The 660-nt window shown below is 45.8% G+C and carries 1 protein-coding gene; it reads right to left on the reverse strand.

All coding sequences use genetic code 11. The features are described from left to right. Positions 1 to 72: 72 nt before the first annotated feature. On the reverse strand, positions 73 to 660 hold a 588-nt coding region (locus R8N49_RS27760; protein ID WP_318116265.1), incomplete at its 5' end, for an NAD(P)-dependent oxidoreductase.

Here is a 660-nt window from a genome sequence, read left to right on the forward strand (position 1 = left end):
GAGAGGTAAACTCTCAGCGCAGATCTGGCACGCGCGCACTTGTTGGAGTAGATTCTCTAGAGACATCTATCTTTAATACCCTTTCTCGAAATCCACTTGATTGTTTAATGAGAAACCATCGCGCCAAAGTCGGTAATTGTCGGCAAAAATGTCGACCACCTGTTCAGGAAAGCTCAATGCGGCAATGTGTGGCGTGATGGTCACTTGCGGTAACTTCCAAAACGGATGCGCTGGTGGCAATGGTTCTTGCTCAAACACGTCCAAGAAAGCGTGTTCTACCCAGCGATTCTTGATGGCGAGCAACAAGCTGGCTTCATCCAACACATCTCCTCTACCTACATTGAATAATAAAGCTTGGTTGAGATGTTGAAGTGTTTCACGGTTGAGCAAGGCACGAGTATTAGGTGTGCTCGGCAACGTATTAACGACAATATCTGCCTTTCTTAAAGCATTTGCTAGTTCATTGATGTGGAAGGTTTGTGCAAATTCATCATTGGCTGTTGGAATTCCTGTACGATTAATACCAATCGTGTTAATCCCCATCGTCTGGGCCGTTTGTGCTAGGCATTTCCCAATGCTACCCGTACCGAGAATCACCATGGTTTTGCTTTGCAGTGATGTGTAGAGATGCGGTTGCCACTGTTTGTTTTGTTGTTGCTG

This window comes from Vibrio sp. 1978 (assembly GCF_033344345.1).